This is a genomic window from Jannaschia sp. M317 (assembly GCF_025141175.1).
Lineage (GTDB): Bacteria > Pseudomonadota > Alphaproteobacteria > Rhodobacterales > Rhodobacteraceae > Jannaschia.
In genome coordinates, this window is the sequence record NZ_CP081155.1 from 433,284 (window position 1) to 448,213 (window position 14,930).

The window sequence follows — 14,930 nt, forward strand, 5'->3', positions numbered from 1 at the left end:
CGGAGAATCCAATGCTGAGCAGACGCAAACTGATCGCCCTTCTTGCCTCCGGGACCGCGCTGGGCGGGGCGGCCTTGCTGCTGCCATCCGGCCCGACCGGCAGCCCGGTCGCCTTTGACCTGGGCGCGGCCAACGCGCAGGGCACCATCGACATCCCCGAGATGACCCTGGGCGACCCGAATGCCCCGGTGAAGGTCGTGGAATACGCCAGCTACACCTGTCCGCACTGCGCCGCCTTCCATGCGGACACCTTCAAGGCGTTCAAGACGGACTATATCGACACCGGCAAGGTGCATTTCACCTACCGGGAGGTGTTCTTCGACCGCTACGGCCTGTGGGCCGCGATGATCGCGCGCTGCGCCGGGGCGGAGCGGTATTTCGGCGTGGCCGACCTGCTCTACAAGGAACAGGGGCAATGGGCCCGGCAGGGCGACCCGGCCGCCGTCGCCGACAGCCTGAAGCGGATCGGCCTGCAGGCCGGTCTGGGTCAGACCGAGCTGGATGCCTGCCTGCAGGACGCCGCCATGGCCGAAAGCCTGTATGCCTGGTATCAGACCAACGCGGCGTCGGATGGGGTGCGTTCCACGCCCAGCTTCATCATCAACGGTGACCTGCACTCCGGCAACATGTCGCTGTCGCAGATCGGTCGTCTGGTCGACGACGCCAGCTAAAGCCCGATCCGGGCCAGCGCCGCGTCCAGCGGCGCGGCATCCTCGATTTGCAACCGCACGGGCAGGGTCATCACCTGCCCGCGCAGGGACGCGGGCAAACGCACCGCGTCCTTTTCCGTGGTCACAGGCTGCGCAGAAAGCTGGGCGGCCTGGTCCCCCAACCGTTTCAGCAGGCCCGGCGTCAGGGGCTGGTGATCGGCCAGGGCAACGGTGCCCCGCAGATCGACGCCGAGGTCCCGCAGCGTATCAAAGAATTTCTCGGGCCGCCCGATCCCGGCAAAGGCAAAGACCGGCAGGCCAGCCCAGGGCATCCCGGTCGCCAAAGGCTCCAGCCGGCCCCGCAATCGTGGCGGGGTGTCTGGCAGGGACAGGCCGGATTGCTGCGCCGGTGCGCCAATGGTCAGGACCAGATCGGCCCGCGCCAGGCCCGCCGCAACAGGTTCGCGCAAGGGCCCCGCAGGGATCACCCGCCCATTACCGAAACCCGCCCCGGCATCGACCACGACGATGGACAGGTCCTTGATCAACGCGGGGTTCTGAAAGCCATCGTCCAGCACCACGGCCTGCGCCCCCGCCGCAACCGCCGCCCGCGCGCCCGCGGCCCGGTCCCGCGCCACCCAGGTCGGGGCAAAGGCGGCCAGCAGAAGGGGTTCGTCCCCCACCTGCCCCGCGTCGTGTGTCTGCGGGTCGACCTGGACCGGCCCCGTCAGCGACCCGCCATAGCCCCGTGACACGACGTGCGCGCGCACGCCACGCGCAGCCAGCCGGTTTACCAGGTCGATGACCGTCGGGGTCTTGCCCGTCCCACCCGCCGTCAGGTTGCCGACACAGATCACCGGCACCTCCAGCCGCAGGCCGGGCTGCGCGACCCGCCGCGCCGTGGCCCCGGCATAGACCGCAGACAAGGGCCAGAGTAGCGCCGCCGCCAATCCCGGCGGCCGAGACCAGAACCCCGGTGCCTTCATCAATCCACGCCGTCGAGCATGGCAAACAGCAGGTCCGTCGCCCGTTCGGTCACATCCGTCCCGTCGGAGCAGACCTCCCACGCGGCATGGGCCATGCGCGCCGCCTCATCGGGTTCCAGAACGCGCGCCAGCGTGGCACCCAGATCGGCCCAGTCGCTGACCTGGCGCGCGGCCCCTGCCGCCGACAGACGCTCAAAGATGTCCTGGAAATTGTAGACCTCGGGTCCGTGCAGGATCGCACTGCCCAGGGCGGCCGGCTCGAACGGATTGTGCCCGCCCACCGGCACCAGCGACCCGCCCATGAAGGACACCGCGCAGAGCCGATACCACAGCCCCATCTCGCCCACCGTATCAGCGACATAGATGTCGGTTTCGGCGGTCAATGTCTCGCCCAGCGACCGTTGAGCGACCTTCCAGCCGTCCAGTCGCAGGCTGCTGACGATTTCGTCGCCGCGGCCCGGATGGCGCGGCGCGATGACCAGCGCCAGCTTTTGCCAGGATCGCCGCGCCTGGGCATGGGCCTCGGCGGCCCCCGCCTCTTCGCCTTCGTGGGTCGAGGCGGCCAGCCAACAGGGACGCCCCCCCAGCGCAGAGGCGAAGCGGACCCTCTCCGCCTCGTCGTGCGGCAGGGCCTTGGACCCTTCCTTCAATGTTCCCGTCACTTCCAGCCGGGTCTCCGGCAGGCCCAGGTGGCGCAGACGCTGGGCGGTCTGTTCCTCCTGCGCCTGCACGTGGTCGATGTATCCCAACAGCTTGCGCGCGGCCCCGCGCCCGAACCGCCGCCACCGGCGATAGGTCGCGTCAGTCATGCGGGCGTTGATCATCGCGACCGGCTTGCCGCGCAGCTTCGCCTCGTGCAGCAGGGCGGGCCAGATCTCGCCCTCGGCCAGGACGATCAGATCCGGATCCCAATGATCTAGGAACCGGCGCATCCAGGGACGCACGTCCAGCGGCACATATTGGTGCAGCGCGCCATCGGGCAGGCGCGAGGCCAGGACCTCGCCGCTGGTGACCGTGCCGGAGGTGATCAGGAAGGTGACGTCCGGACGCTCCTCCCCCATGCGTCGAAGCATCTCCAGGACCGAGACGCTTTCGCCGACGCTGGCGGCGTGCAGCCAGATCACCTGACCCGGCGGGCGTTCAAGGGACGCGATGCCGCGCCGCTCGTCCAGACGGGCGGCATCTTCCTTGCCCTCGGCCAGCCGCGCCTGAAGCTTCCGCTCTCCGAAGCGGTGTGCCCGGTTCGACCAGAACAGATAGGCCGATAGCAACGGCGAGACGGCCATGAAACGTCAGCCCAGCTCTTCGGTCGGGGAGGCGGCGCTTTCTTCATCGCGCAGGCGATGGATGTGCGCGATGAAATAGCGCGCGTGCGCATCGTCCACCGTGCGTTGGGCCGCACCTTTCCACGCGGCATAGGCGCTGGCGTAGTCGGGGAACATGCCGACGATGTCGATCTTGTCCACATCCGCAAACTGGGTCGAGCTGGGGTTTACCAGCTCGCCGCCGAAGACGAGGTGTAGGCGCTGGACCATCGGGTCTCTCCTTGTCGTGGGTTTCCTTGTCCCCTGTAGCGCGGGCGCGCGGCAGGGTGAACCGTTTCAGGCCAGTCGCGCCAGCAGGGCCGCCTGCACCGCGCGGGTTCCCGCCACGACGCCATCGACCTGCGGGTGCACGTTGTTGAACCGCAGCGCCCCGCCCCGGCGGTCATGGATCGCACCGCCCGCCTCGGCCACCAGCAAGGCGCCCGCGGCGATGTCCCATTCCCAGGCCCGGCGCAGGGTCACCATCGCGTCAAAGCGCCCCTCGGCGGCCAGGGCCAGCCGAAAGGCCAGCGACGACACAAAGTGCTGCGACACCGGCGGTCGGCCACCGGTCCAATGTTCGTCGTGGAAGTTGGGACGCGTCGCCAGAACCTCGGCCCCGTCCAGCACCTGGCGGCCCGAAGGCGCGATGGGCACCCCGTCCCGCGTAGCCCCGCCGCCCCGGGCCGCCGCGTAAAGCCGGTCCTTCATCGGCAGGTGGATCGCGGCGGCAAAGGGAACACCGTCCTCGACCACGGCCAGCGAATGGCTGAACGTCGGCTCGCCCTTGATAAAGGCACGGGTGCCGTCGATGGGGTCGATGACGAACACACGCGACCGCGACAGCCGGGCGTCCGTATCGGCGCTTTCCTCCGACAGCCAGCCATACCCGGGACGGGCCTGCGTCAGGGTCCGGCGCAGCATGGCGTCGATTTCCAGATCGGCCTGGGTCACCGGGCCCTGTCCGTCACCCTTGTCCTGCACGTCCTTGTCGCGCCCGACATAGTGGCGGGCAATGCGGCCCGCCTCCAGCGCGGCCTCGGACAGAAGGGCGCGATCCTCGTCAGCCGCCCGCAATCGTCAGCCCCTCGACCAAGAGCGACGGCACCTGCCGCCCGACATGCAGCCGCGCGTCGTTGGCCGGGATCAGACGGCGCAGCATGTCGCGCAGATTGCCCGCCACGGTGCATTCGTTGACCGGGCCCGTGATCTCTCCGTTTTCGACCCAGAAACCAGAGGCCCCGCGCGAATAATCCCCCGTGGTCGCGTTGATCGACGAGCCGATCATCGACGTGATCAGCAGGCCGGTTCCCATTTGTGCCAGCAAGTCATCCCGGCTGACCGTGCCCTGGGTCAGGCGCACGTTGCCCGCCGAGGGCTGCGGCGGGGCCGAGGGGCCGCGTGCCGCGTTGCCGGTGCTGGCCATGCCCAGCTTGCGCCCCGTGGCCAGGTCCAGAACCCAACCGGTCAACACGCCGTCCGCCACGATGTCGCGCACCGCCACCGGCAACCCTTCGCCGTCGAAGGGTTTGGAGCCGGAGACGCGGGGCATCGTCGGATCCTCGGTCAGGGACAGGCCATCGGGCAGAACCGGTTGCCCCAAGGCATCACGCAGGAACGTCGCGCCGCGCGCGACCGACCCGCCGTTCACGGCCCCCAGCAGATGCCCGATCAGGGTGCCCGCGACCCGTTCGTCATAGACCACCGGACAGGCCCCGGTGGGCGGCTTGATCGCGCCGCGCCGCGCAACCGTGCGTTCGGCGGCGATACGGCCCACGTCTTCGGGGCTGTCGAGATCGGCAAAGTGGATGCGGCTGTCACCGTAATAATCCCGTTCCATCCCCGTGCCCTCGCCGGTGATGGCCACGCAGGACAGGGATGTTCCGGTGCGGCGGTAGCCCCCCGAAAACCCGTTGCTGGCGGCAAGGTGGATACGCCGGTCGCCGTGGCCCGCGCCGGCGGCACTGACCTGGCTGATGCCGTCCACGGCCAGGGCTGCGGCCTCGGCGCGGGCGGCCATGTCCTGCAACTCGGCAGGGGTCGGAGCCTCGGCCCCGTCGCACAGATCCAGCGCCGCGACATCCCAGTCGCGCACCAATTGGTCAGGATCGGCCAGACCGATATGCGGGTCCTCGGGGGCCTCTCGTGCCATGGCGACGGCGCGTTCGGCCATTTGCGCCATGGTTTCAGGCCGCGTGTCCGAGGCAGAGACGCAGGCCTGCCGCTTGCCGATCAATACGCGCAGACCGATGTCGATCCCCTCGGACCGCTCTGCCTGTTCGAGTTTGCCGCGCAGCACATCGACGGAAATCGACGTGCCATCCACGGCCAACGCATCCGCGGCCTCTGCCCCGGCCTTCTTGGCGGCATGCAGCAGGGCTTCGGTCAGCTGGGACAGATCGGGCATGGGACACTCGCATGGGTTGCAACACCCCGCAGGTAGCCCCGGCACGGCCCCGCCTCAAGGGGCGGGGTGCAAATGCAACGGGCCCGCGCGTCCGGCGGGCCCGTCAAGATCGGTTGGCGCCTATTGAAGCGGCAGGCCGTTGGCGCTGATCCCGCCACCTTCGGAGAACACGATCTCCGATTCCAGCTGATCCTCGCCCACGGGACGCGCGACGACGCCCGCCATGCCCTTGGCCATCGCGGCCTGTTCCGGCGGCAGAAAGCCCAGCGCGACAAGTTTGTCGATCAGCGCAAGACCACCGTCCAACGACAGGGTGATCGTGCCAACCGGCTGCGGGATCGGACCCGGCACCGGGAAGGTCAGCGCGCCGTTGCCCAGCAGTTCGGCACCCGCAATGGTCAGTTGCAGCGCGTTCAGGTCCAGCGATTTCAACTCTCCCGGAGGGCCCGCCATTTCGGCTGCGTCCGCGCTGAAGATGTCGGTGGTCATCAACGCGGTGCCGGTCACGTCCAGCACAAGGGTCGCCGCGTCACGCGGCAACTGACCGGTCGGATCGAACAGCCCCCAGATTGCATCGTCCACTTCCAGATCGCGCCAGGCAAGGCTGGCGGCAAAGGGTTTCGGCGTGTCCGACACCCCCATCGGCAGCGCAAAGGCCGAGCTCAGCTCGGACATGGACACGGATACCGGCACCGGAAAGGCCGCGACCTGCACCGTCAATTGCGCGTCGGTCGAGGACAGCGAATAGCCAAGACCGTCGGGGGTCAAATCGACCGACATGCTGCCGCCGCCTGCCGTCCCGCTCAGGGCGAAGGGCCCATCGGAGGAATCGGCGCTCAGCTCGGTCGTGCTGCCACCATGGGCAAATGTCAGAGCAAACAGCAGGTTCAGGTCAGACAGGCTTTTGATGTCCTGACCGATGGCGTCGAGATCCAGCGAAACGTCAGCGCCCGCCGTCAGATCCGACAGAGCGTAGGCCAGCGAAAACGTCTCCCCTTCTCCTTCGGAGGACAGGTCCAGCGTCATGGCCTCGGCGGTCGATGTCTGAACGCTTTCGAAGGCTCCGTCGGTTTCGGTGTTGGTGTAGGTCGTGGCCAGCCCCAGCAGGTCCAGCGACCCGGACACCGCGTCGGCGCCCGGCACCTCCGGGTCGTCGAACACATAGGCCATCCGGTCGGCGGTGATGTCGTAGATCCGCGCGTCCCCTTCCTCGGAGACGACGGCGTCCCAGCCCTCCGTCTCCAGGGTGACGTCCTGCGCCACGGTGTCACCATCGACGGTGGTTTCGGTGGCGATGACCATCGACGGCGGCAGGACGATCCGCACGGTGCCGTCGTCCTGTTCCACCAACTCGATGCTGCCCAGCGAAGAGGTGCTTTCCACCCCTTCGATCAAGGCCACCGTTCGAATGTCCGACAGCGTCAGCGTGCCGCCCCCATAGCTTTCGTCGGCGGTCATCGTCGTGCCCATGGCGGCATAGATCCGCTGCCAGTCGGTCCAAAGATCCTGCGCCGTCAGGTCGGCCAGTGCCGGACCCGAGCAAAGCGCCAGCGCGCATCCGGCGGCAATCGCATGTTTCGGCATGATCAACCTTTCTGTATCCAAACCTTTGAACCCACCATTCAGGACCCCGCCAATGGGGTCAACCGGAGGTCACTGATGTCGGATCTTACTTCGAAAACCGTTATGATCACAGGGGCCTCGCGCGGGATCGGTGCCGCCGCCGCCCGTGCCTTTGCTGCGCAGGGGGCGAATGTCGTTCTGCTGGCCCGGTCCACCCGCGCCATTGCCGACCTCGCCGGAGAGATCGGGCGCACCGCGCTGGCCGTGCCCTGCGACGTCGCCAGCTGGGCCGAGATGTCGCGCGCCGTGCAGGCAGCGGTGGATACCTTCGGGTCGCTGGACGTGCTGATCGGCAACGCGGGCATGATCGAACCCATCGGCCCCCTGGCAGACAGCGACCCGGACGCCTGGGGCCATCTGATCGATGTGAACGTAAAGGGCGTCTACAATGGGATGCGGGCCGCCTTGCCGGTGATGACGGCGCAGGGATCGGGCACGATCATCACCATCTCGTCCGGCGCCGCGCACCGCGCGCTGGCGGGTTGGTCGGCCTATTGCACCTCCAAGGCGGCGGCCAAGATGCTGACCGAAGCGGCCCATGCCGAACACGGCGACACCCTGCGCATCATGGGCCTGTCGCCGGGCACCGTCGCCACCCAGATGCAGCGCGAGATCAAGGCCTCGGGCGTGGGACCTGTCGCCCAGTTGGAATGGGAGGATCACATTCCCCCCGAATGGCCCGCCCGCGCGCTGGTGTGGATGTGCTCCTCCGCGGCGGAGGATCTGAACGGGACCGAGCTGAGCCTGCGCGACGATGGGCTGCGCGCCCGGATCGGCCTGACCGCATGATCCGCAGCGACCGGGACGGCGCGGTCCTGACCCTGACGCTGGACCGGCCCGACAAGGCCAACTCCCTGACCGCAGCGATGCTGGGCGATCTATGTGACGCGGTCGAGGGGGTCGGACCGGATGTCGGCCTGATGATCCTGACCGGCGCAGGGGACCGGGTGTTCAGCGCCGGGGCTGATCTGGATGAAGCAAAGGCCGGGCTGGCCACCTCGCCCCTTTGGGAACGGCTGTCGGGGGCCATCGCCGCGCTGCCGTGCCTGACGGTTGCCGCACTGAATGGCACGCTGGCGGGTGGGGCCTGTGGCATGGCGCTGGCCTGCGATGTCCGGCTGGCGGTGCCGGGGGCACAGGTCTTCTATCCGGTGGCGCGGCTGGGCTATCTGCCGCAACCCTCGGACCCGGCGCGCATGGCGCGGCTGATCGGACCGGCGCGCACCAAGCTGGTGCTGGCCGCAGGCGCGCGCCTTTCGGCGGAGGAGGCCCTGGCCTTTGGTCTGTTCGACCGTCTCGTGGCGGATCCGAAAGCCGCGGCGCGGGATCTTGCCGTGGGCGCGCCGGACCACGTGGCGGCGATCAAGGCAATGGTGCCATAAGCCGCGCCGCCACAGCCTCCGCCGCCTCAAGCGCACCTTCCAGATAGCCGCCGAACCGTGGCGCGACCTCGCTGCCGCCCAGGATCACGGTGCCATCCCAGACCGTTTCCGCCCCCGGCACCGGCCCATAGGCGGGATGCTGCGTCAGGGGGGCCTGGTCGGCCTGCGTCGCGGTCATCGGATCAAAGGCCCAATCTTTCAGATGCAACGCACGGGGCGAGGCTGCCTCTGGCCCGAACAGGCGCACGACCTGCGCAAGGACGGCCGCCCGCAGTCCTTCGCTGTCCTGCCGCGCAGCGGCGGGGACGCCGATGAAGCCGAACAGAGCGGCAGGTGTGCCGTCAGGGCCAGAGGCGTCGTGGATTTCGACCATCGGTCCCCGCCTGCTGAAGGCGTCGCCGGACAGGCCAGCCGCGCGCCAGAACGGACGATCATACGAAACCACCGCCTTGGCCTGCCCCGCCATCCAGGTGGGCACCTCGGCCATCGCCCCAAGCGCCGACAGCGGTGGATCAAAGCGAAGCCTCGCGGCGATCCGAGGGGGCAGAGCCAGAACGATGCGGCGCGCGCTGATCCTGCGCCCGTCGGCGGTTTCCGCCTCGATGCCCGCCGGCCCACGCCGCACCGCGACGACGCGCACCTCGCGTTGCAGGATCCCCTCGGGCACGCGTGCGCTCAGACGGTCCACCACGCGCCCCAGCCCTCCGGCAATCCGCAGCGATCCGGCCATGCCGCCCTGTCCGCCTGTGCGAAACACCTGGCCTGTCGCGTCTTCGTGCAGGGCGTCGCCGACGGCGAAATGCTCAAACGCCGCCAACCCCAGATCCGCCACCAAAGCCGCCATCCGGGGCTGACCGGGCCAGAACCAGGCCGGGCCAAGGTCCAGTCCCGGTGCCTCGCCCAGAATACGGCCGCCCAGCCGATCCCGCGCCTCGATCAGGGTGATGGACTTGCCGGTCCCACGCAGGCGGTCGGCCAACGACAGCCCCGCCAGCCCGCCGCCCACGATCAGAACATCCACAGGGGCACAGGACGCATCGTTCAAGGTGGCCTGCTCCGGGTCTGGGGGATTGCGGCCGATGGTCGGGGCCCCCGGTCAGACGCCGTAGCGCGCCAGAAAGGTGTCGACCGCGCCGTCGATGACGCGCTGCTTTTCGGCATCGGTCACGGATTTACGAATGTTGAACATCAATTCCGGGAACAGACGCGCCTTGCAAAGCTCTGCGAATTGGTCAGCCGCCAGGTCCAGATCGTCGATCTTCAACTGACCTTCGGCCACGGCACATTTGAGATACGCGACCATGCGTTCGCGGAACAGTTTCGGCCCGGTCTCGTAGAATTCGCGCCCCAGTTCGGGGAACCGTTCGGATTCGGCGACGCACATGCGAAAGATCGACTGACCAAAGCCGGACAGGAAAAACGACAGCATCCGATCCGCCGCCACGCACAGCACCTCTCTGGGCTGGGCGCTTTCGGTCAGGATGGCGTCCGCTTCGTCGATCTGCAGACTGCACTCGGCCTTCGCCACCTCCATGAACAGCAGGCGCTTGTCCGAGAAATAGCTGTAAAGCGTCGCCTTGGACACGCCCGCCGCACGGGCGATGGCATCGACGCTTGCGCCTTCGTAGCCGTCGGCCATGAACACGCGCCGCGCGCCATCCAGGACCTGGTCGAACTTGCGACCCTTCTTGATCGGTGTGGCGTCGTTCATGGAAACCCCTTGCGTCGCTGAAATATAGAGCGCACCGCCCACCGCACAAGCATCAACTGAACCGATCCGTCCAAATGGTGAAGGCGGGCCAGACCGGCCCGCCTTCCGTTGTCCCGTCGGGAGGGAACGGGATCAGTCGTTGTCGGCGGCCAGGGTGGCCAGCTCGTTCAGGTTCAGAACGCCACAGGCGTCTGCGCGCAGACCGACAGACGATTCCAGTGCGGTGCATTCGCCGGAATTGCCGACCGGGGCGCGGTCGGAGCGGATGCTGGTCATGTCCACGCGGGTCCAGCCGTCGTCGTCGATGTCGACGGTCGTCATGGCCACCGGCGGCGACGGGATACGGGCCCAGCCATCGTCGTTGATGGTGATCTGATCGGCAAGAACCGGCAGAGCGGCGACAGACAGGACAAGGGCGGCGATTGCGGTCTTCATGAGGTGTCTCCAGAATGATTTTGAACCGAACCGTTCAGTTCATAAATTTGAGATAGGAGCACGAACCCTGGGGGACAAGAGATAAAATGAACCGATCGGTTCATTTTTACACGGCTTGTCTTCGCCACCCGCACAGGTATCGTCGCGTCATGCTGAGCAGCTTCACTTTCCGCCGACGATTCCGGGACCTTTCCGAGCAGGAGGTGCTGGCCCTCGCCATTTCGTCCGAAGAAGACGACGCCCGCATCTACCGATCCTATGCCGAACACCTGCGCGCCGATTTCCCCGACAGCGCGACCGTCTTCGACGGCATGGCCGCCGAGGAAGACACCCACCGCCGCCGCCTCATCGACCTGCACGAAGCGCGCTTTGGCCATGTCATCCCGCTGATCCGGCGCGAACACGTGGCCGGATTCTATGCGCGCAAGCCGGTCTGGCTGGTCGAGAACCTGTCGCTGGATCGCATCCGCGGCGAAGCCGCCGCGATGGAGCACGACGCGCACGCCTTCTATCTGCGGGCCGCCCAGGCCTCGTCCGACCCGGCGACGCGCAAATTGCTGGGGGATCTGGCCGCCGCCGAAGCCGGGCACGAGGCCCGCGCCGGCGAGTTGGGGGACGCCGTGTCAGACGATGCGCGCGCGGCAGAAGACGACCAGGCCCACCGCCAGTTCGTCCTGACCTGGGTTCAGCCGGGGCTGGCCGGGTTGATGGACGGCTCGGTTTCCACCCTGGCACCGATCTTTGCGGTGGCCTTCGCCACGCAGGACACCTGGACGACATTTCTGGTCGGCCTCGCAGCCAGCGTCGGGGCAGGCATTTCCATGGGCTTTACCGAGGCGGCGTCAGACGACGGACAATTGTCGGGGCGTGGTTCACCGCTGAAACGGGGCTTTGCCTCGGGCATCATGACGACCGTGGGCGGATTGGGGCACGCCCTGCCTTACCTGATCCCGAATTTCACCCTGGCCACCAGCATCGCCATCGCCGTCGTCTTCGTAGAACTCTGGGCGATTGCCTGGATTCAGAACCGCTGGATGGAAACGCCGTTCTGGCGGGCCACGTTGCAGGTGGTCGTCGGCGGCGCCCTGGTGTTGGCGGCGGGCGTCTTGATCGGGTCCGGTTAGGGCCTGCGCTGGACAGCCCGCGCGCAGAGGTCTAGCCGTTCCCCATGCTCGCGATCTTTTTGAAAACGATACCCTTCTTTGCCCTGATCGGGTTGGGCTATCTTGCGGGCCGGACCAGGTTCTTTACCGCCGAGGCCACGGCCTATCTGACGAAATTCGTCTTTTACTTCGCGCTGTCCGCGATGCTGTTCAACTTTGCCGCCAACCTGACCCTGGCCGAGATCTTCGATACAAGGTTCATCATCGCCTACCTCTGGGGGTGCGGCGTGGTCTATCTGATCGCGACTGCGGTGGGCTTTCTGCGCGGGCTGCCCATCACGGAATCGGCGGTCGAGGCGCAATGTGCCGTCATCGGGAACGTCGGCTTTCTCGGCATTCCGATGTTCGTCCTGCTGTTGGGTCCAGAAAGCGCGGGGCCCATGCTGATGGTCCTGTCGACCGACTTGATCGTCTTTTCCTCGCTGATCGTGATCCTGATTACCGGGTCGCGCGACGGGCGCATCGCGCTGTCGACCCTGCGCACGGTCGGGCTGGGACTGGTCAAGAACCCGATGATCGTCTCGATGATTGCCGGCCTGGCCTGGTCGGCCACCGGGCGACAGCTGTGGGTGCCCGTCAACGAATTCCTGACCCTGCTGGGGGCCGCCGCGACGCCCGGCGCGCTGTTCGCCATCGGGGCCTCGCTTGCGGGCAAGACGGCCGAGCGGATCTCGGTCGCGGGCTGGCTGACCTTTTGCAAGCTAGTGCTGCACCCGGCCGCCGTCGCGCTGGCCGCGCTGGTGATCTTTCCGGTGGGTGACCCGTTCGCGGCCACGGTCATGATCTCTGCCGCAGCCCTGCCGGTGGCGGGCAACGTCTATATGCTGGCGCAACACTACGGCGTGGCCCCGCAACGGGTCAGCGCCGCAATTCTTGTGTCGACTGCGGTGTCCATTGTCACCGTGTCGGTCATCATCGGTCTGCTCACAGGAGGCATCTGAATGAAAACCCTCTCTGAAAACCGCTGCTTTGGCGGCACCCAGGGTGTCTATGCCCATGCCTCGGACGGGACCGGGACCGAAATGACCTTTGGCCTGTTTCTGCCGCCCGCGCCGACGGGCGCCGTGCTGTGGTATCTGTCGGGCCTGACCTGCACCCATGAGAACGCGATGACCAAGGCCGGATTGCAGGCCTGGGCCGCCGACACGGGGATCGCCATCGTCTTTCCCGACACCTCGCCGCGCGGCGAAGGTGTTCCCGACGAGGAGGCTTATGACATGGGCCAGGGCGCGGGGTTCTACGTGGATGCGACCGAAGGCGTCTGGGCCCGGCATTTCCAGATGGAACGCTACATCACGCGCGACCTGCCGGAGGTCGTCTTTTCCGCCTTCGACCTGGACGCGGACCGGCAGGGCATCACCGGCCATTCCATGGGCGGTCACGGGGCGCTGACACTGGCGCTGAAACATCCGGGCACCTACCGATCCGTCTCGGCCTTCGCGCCGATCTGCAACCCGTCCGCCAGCGATTGGGGCACGCCCCAGCTGACCGCCTATACCGGTGGGGCCGAGGCGCATGACGCCACGCGCCTGCTGTCGGTGGGCGGCAAACTGCCACCCTGCCTGATCGACACAGGCACTTCGGATCAGTTCTACGACAAATTGGGGACGGAGGCCTTTGTGGCCGCCCTGGCCCAAACCCGCACAGAGGCCTCGGTCAACCTGCGCAAGGGATACGACCACAGCTATTTCTTCGTCAGCACATTTGCCCCCGATCACGTCGCCTTCCACGCAGAGCATCTGGCATGAGCGTGCCGAAGGCCGTCATCTTCGACATCGGCAACGTCCTGATCGAATGGCAACCGGAACGGTATTACGACCGCATCATCGGCGAGGCCCGCCGCCGCGAGATGTTCGCGGCCGTCGACCTGCACGGCATGAACGACCGGGTCGACCGCGGCGAAGGCTTCCGCGAGGTGATCTACGAGGTGGCCGAGGCGACGCCCGCCTTTGCCGATGAAATCCGCATGTGGCATGACAACTGGCTGGATCTGGCCACCCCTGCCATCGACCGGTCCGTCAGGATGATGCGGGCGCTGCGGACACGGGGCGTGCCGGTTCATGCCCTGACGAACTTTGGCGTCGGCACCTTCGATCTGGCGCTGACCCGCTATGATTTCCTGTCGGAATTCGATCAGGCGTTCGTTTCCGGCCACATGAAGGTCATCAAGCCCGAGGCCCGCATCTATGAAATGCTGGAGGACGCAACCGGCCTGAGCGGTGGGGACCTGCTGTTTACCGACGACCGCGCCGACAACATTGCCGCCGCCCAGGCGCGGGGCTGGCGGACGCATCTGTTCGAAGGACCTGACGGCTGGGCCAGGCGGCTGGTGGCCGAGGGACTGCTGTCTGAGGCAGAGGCGGCATGAGCGCCCGTATCATAGGACCGGACGCAGAAAGCGCGCTGGACTGGCTGGCCCTGACCCGCGCGTTGGCGGCGGGGCACCGGCTGCCACGGGCCGAGGTGCGGGACAGTTTTCTCTATCGCGGCGACGACACGATCCTGTCCCGTGCAGCCTGGATCGACGGGCTGGGCGCATTGGTCAAGACGGCGACGATCTTTCCGGGCAACCCGGCGGCGGGCAAACCGACCGTCGGCGGGGCCGTGTCTGTTTTCGACGATACCGACGGGTCGCTGGCGGCGATGCTGGATTTCGCCCTTGTGACCAAATGGAAGACCGCGGGCGACAGCCTGTTGGCAGCCACGCGGCTGGCGCGCCCCGACAGCCGCCGCATCCTGATCGTAGGCGCGGGAACGGTCGCCGCATCCCTGCACGAGGCCTATGCCGCGGCCTTCCCCCAGGCCCGCTTTGCGGTCTGGTCACGGACCCCCGCGACCGCACGCGCCTTTGCCGAGGCGCGGGGCATCGAGCACGCCCCCGACCTTGCCACCGCCGTGCCCGAGGCCGACATCGTCACCTGCGCCACAATGTCGACGACCCCCCTGTTGCGTGGTGACTGGCTGCGCCCCGGCCAACATATCGACCTGATCGGGGCCTATCGACCCGACATGCGCGAGGCGGATGACGCGGTTCTGCGGCGCGCCACGATCCACGTGGACAGCCGGGACACCACGCTCGACCACATCGGAGAGTTGAAGATACCGCTGGCCGCCGGGGTCATCGCGCGAGACGCCGTCCGCGCTGACTATTACGACGCGAACGGCATGCAGCGCACCTCGCAGGAAGAGATCACGTTGTTCAAGAACGGTGGCGGGGCGCACCTGGACCTGATGACCGCCCGCTATATCATTGATACGGCAGGCTGATC

General features: G+C 67.4%; 17 protein-coding genes. 8 read left to right on the forward strand and 9 right to left on the reverse strand.

Going from position 1 to position 14,930, the window contains the following annotated elements; genetic code table 11:
- Window positions 1-11: 11 nt before the first annotated feature.
- Window positions 12-671: a DsbA family protein gene (locus K3551_RS02305; protein WP_259917347.1), complete on the forward strand. Its 660-nt coding sequence runs from the start codon at window positions 12-14 to the stop codon at window positions 669-671.
- Here the strand turns inward: K3551_RS02305 and lpxK are convergent.
- The 6 genes from lpxK to K3551_RS02335 all read right to left on the reverse strand — a co-directional run bounded on the left by lpxK (window position 668) and on the right by K3551_RS02335 (window position 6,931).
- Window positions 668-1,636 (reverse strand): tetraacyldisaccharide 4'-kinase, encoded by a 969-nt coding sequence (gene lpxK, locus K3551_RS02310; protein ID WP_259917348.1) that lies wholly within the window; start codon window positions 1,634-1,636, stop codon window positions 668-670. The two genes, K3551_RS02305 and lpxK, sit on opposite strands and share 4 nt — an antisense overlap.
- On the reverse strand, window positions 1,636-2,922 hold the full coding sequence (locus K3551_RS02315; RefSeq protein ID WP_259917350.1) for a 3-deoxy-D-manno-octulosonic acid transferase: 1,287 nt from the start codon (window positions 2,920-2,922) through the stop codon (window positions 1,636-1,638). The genes lpxK and K3551_RS02315 overlap by 1 nt, the downstream gene beginning before the upstream one ends.
- A gap of 6 nt (window positions 2,923-2,928) precedes the next feature.
- A complete protein-coding gene (locus K3551_RS02320) occupies window positions 2,929-3,171 on the reverse strand; it encodes a DUF4170 domain-containing protein (RefSeq protein WP_259917351.1) in 243 nt (80 codons plus the stop codon).
- A gap of 66 nt (window positions 3,172-3,237) precedes the next feature.
- Window positions 3,238-4,017 carry a 3'(2'),5'-bisphosphate nucleotidase CysQ gene (locus K3551_RS02325; protein WP_259917352.1) on the reverse strand — a complete coding sequence of 260 codons (780 nt, stop codon included), beginning with the start codon at window positions 4,015-4,017 and terminating at the stop codon, window positions 3,238-3,240.
- Window positions 4,004-5,347: a TldD/PmbA family protein gene (locus K3551_RS02330; protein ID WP_259917354.1), complete on the reverse strand. Its 1,344-nt coding sequence runs from the start codon at window positions 5,345-5,347 to the stop codon at window positions 4,004-4,006. Before K3551_RS02330 ends, K3551_RS02325 begins: the two co-directional genes overlap by 14 nt.
- Window positions 5,348-5,467: 120 nt before the next feature.
- Complete coding sequence (locus K3551_RS02335) at window positions 5,468-6,931, reverse strand: DUF2125 domain-containing protein (RefSeq protein ID WP_259917356.1); 1,464 nt, start codon at window positions 6,929-6,931, stop codon at window positions 5,468-5,470.
- Window positions 6,932-7,006: 75 nt separating this feature from the next.
- On the opposite strand from K3551_RS02335, the gene K3551_RS02340 reads away from it, so the two are divergent.
- Both K3551_RS02340 and K3551_RS02345 read left to right on the forward strand, forming a co-directional pair.
- Window positions 7,007-7,759 carry an SDR family oxidoreductase gene (locus tag K3551_RS02340; RefSeq protein ID WP_259917358.1) on the forward strand — a complete coding sequence of 251 codons (753 nt, stop codon included), beginning with the start codon at window positions 7,007-7,009 and terminating at the stop codon, window positions 7,757-7,759.
- A complete protein-coding gene (locus K3551_RS02345) occupies window positions 7,756-8,352 on the forward strand; it encodes an enoyl-CoA hydratase/isomerase family protein (RefSeq protein WP_259917360.1) in 597 nt (198 codons plus the stop codon). The genes K3551_RS02340 and K3551_RS02345 overlap by 4 nt, the downstream gene beginning before the upstream one ends.
- On the opposite strand, the gene K3551_RS02350 is transcribed toward K3551_RS02345, so the two are convergent.
- The 3 genes from K3551_RS02350 to K3551_RS02360 all read right to left on the reverse strand — a co-directional run bounded on the left by K3551_RS02350 (window position 8,333) and on the right by K3551_RS02360 (window position 10,498).
- A complete protein-coding gene (locus K3551_RS02350) occupies window positions 8,333-9,397 on the reverse strand; it encodes an FAD-dependent oxidoreductase (RefSeq protein WP_259917362.1) in 1,065 nt (354 codons plus the stop codon). The two genes, K3551_RS02345 and K3551_RS02350, sit on opposite strands and share 20 nt — an antisense overlap.
- A 51-nt stretch (window positions 9,398-9,448) precedes the next feature.
- Complete coding sequence (locus tag K3551_RS02355) at window positions 9,449-10,063, reverse strand: TetR/AcrR family transcriptional regulator (protein WP_259917363.1); 615 nt, start codon at window positions 10,061-10,063, stop codon at window positions 9,449-9,451.
- Window positions 10,064-10,195: 132 nt separating this feature from the next.
- Window positions 10,196-10,498: a hypothetical protein gene (locus K3551_RS02360; RefSeq protein ID WP_259917364.1), complete on the reverse strand. Its 303-nt coding sequence runs from the start codon at window positions 10,496-10,498 to the stop codon at window positions 10,196-10,198.
- 149 nt (window positions 10,499-10,647) lie between these two features.
- On the opposite strand from K3551_RS02360, the gene mbfA reads away from it, so the two are divergent.
- From mbfA to K3551_RS02385, 5 genes are read left to right on the forward strand one after another with little or no spacing between them, the layout of a single operon-like run.
- Window positions 10,648-11,622 carry an iron exporter MbfA gene (gene mbfA / locus K3551_RS02365; protein ID WP_259917365.1) on the forward strand — a complete coding sequence of 325 codons (975 nt, stop codon included), beginning with the start codon at window positions 10,648-10,650 and terminating at the stop codon, window positions 11,620-11,622.
- 44 nt (window positions 11,623-11,666) lie between these two features.
- Complete coding sequence (locus tag K3551_RS02370) at window positions 11,667-12,602, forward strand: AEC family transporter (RefSeq protein ID WP_259917367.1); 936 nt, start codon at window positions 11,667-11,669, stop codon at window positions 12,600-12,602.
- On the forward strand, window positions 12,603-13,409 hold the full coding sequence (gene fghA / locus K3551_RS02375) for an S-formylglutathione hydrolase (protein WP_259917369.1): 807 nt from the start codon (window positions 12,603-12,605) through the stop codon (window positions 13,407-13,409). It begins immediately after the preceding gene.
- Window positions 13,406-14,029 carry an HAD family phosphatase gene (locus tag K3551_RS02380; RefSeq protein ID WP_259917372.1) on the forward strand — a complete coding sequence of 208 codons (624 nt, stop codon included), beginning with the start codon at window positions 13,406-13,408 and terminating at the stop codon, window positions 14,027-14,029. The genes fghA and K3551_RS02380 overlap by 4 nt, the downstream gene beginning before the upstream one ends.
- Window positions 14,026-14,928: an ornithine cyclodeaminase family protein gene (locus K3551_RS02385; protein ID WP_259917373.1), complete on the forward strand. Its 903-nt coding sequence runs from the start codon at window positions 14,026-14,028 to the stop codon at window positions 14,926-14,928. Before K3551_RS02380 ends, K3551_RS02385 begins: the two co-directional genes overlap by 4 nt.
- The last annotated feature ends 2 nt before the right edge of the window (window positions 14,929-14,930 follow it).